This window comes from Myxococcus sp. AM009 (assembly GCF_013372605.1).
Lineage (GTDB): Bacteria > Myxococcota > Myxococcia > Myxococcales > Myxococcaceae > Myxococcus > Myxococcus vastator.
The window spans coordinates 1-1,112 of sequence record NZ_JABXEP010000353.1 but is presented as its reverse complement, the minus strand read 5'-3'; the positions used below and the strand labels follow the sequence as shown (position 1 = coordinate 1,112).

The following is a 1,112-nucleotide window of genomic DNA, read 5'->3' as shown; positions in this document are numbered from 1 at the left end:
GCCGCCCCCGCCGCCGCCCGAGGCGCTGGAGGAGGCGGAGGAAGTGGACGTGGCGGTGGACGACCTGGCCGCCAGCCTGGCGGCGCTCAACGCGGAGTACGGCGCGCGGTTGAAGGAGAAGGTGGCGGCGCTGGAGGCGCTGCTCGTCCGGGGTCGCGGCGGTGACGCGGCGGCGCTGGAGGAGGCCTACACGGTTGTCCACAAGTTGCACGGCACCGCGGGCAGCTACGGCTTCCTGGAGGTGAGCATCCGGGCGGGCCTGCTGGAGGCGGTGCTGCTGCCAACCCGGGCCGGAGCGCCCGTGGACGTGGCGGCGCTGGACGCGTCCTTCCGCACGCTGGCCGCCGCGGCCTCCGTGCCGGTGAAGCCCGCCGCCGCGCCGCCGCGGCCCTCCGAGGGCGTGCTGCTGGTGGTGGACGAGGACGCGAAGCTGCTGGCCGAAGCGGAGCACATGGGGCGCCAGGTGGGCGTGGGCGTGGTGACGGCGCGCACGGTGGGCGCGGCGTGTGAGGTGGCGCGGCGGCAGTGGGTGGATGGCGTGCTGGTCCACCTGGACCTGGGGGGGCCACTGGGCGGCCTGGCCGTGGCGCATGCGCTGCGCGCGGAGGAGAGCCTGCCCGTGCTGCCTCTGGCCGTCACCGGTGCCAGGGGCGTGCTGGAGGAGCGGGTGGCGGCGGCGCATGCGGGGGCGTCCCTCTTCCTGCCACGGCCCTTCACCGCGCGGGACTTCTCCGCCGCTGCCGAGCGCATGGTGGCGGCGCGCCGCCCGGAGCGCGCGCGGGTGATGGTGGTGGATGACGACCCGGACGCCATCGCCGCGCTGACACAGGCCCTGGCCAGCGACCAGATGGAGGTGGTGGGGCTGAACGACGCGCACGGGCTGATGGAGGCGCTGGCGCGGCACCGGCCGGACCTGCTGCTGCTGGATGTGCAGATGCCGGGGCCCAGCGGCTTCGACCTGTGCCGGATTCTGCGCTCCACGCCGGAGTGGCAGGAGCTGCCGGTGCTGCTGATTACCGCGCACCTGGGGCTGGAGTTCCGGCTGGCGGCCTTCCAGGCGGGGGCGGATGACTACCTCTCCAAGCCGGTGCTGCGCGAGGAGCTGCGCGCGC

At 75.4% G+C, this 1,112-nt stretch carries 1 protein-coding gene; it reads left to right on the top strand.

Annotated features, from left to right (window positions below):
• On the top strand, positions 1-1,112 hold a 1,112-nt coding region (locus tag HV824_RS35810), incomplete at both ends, for a response regulator (protein WP_176425272.1).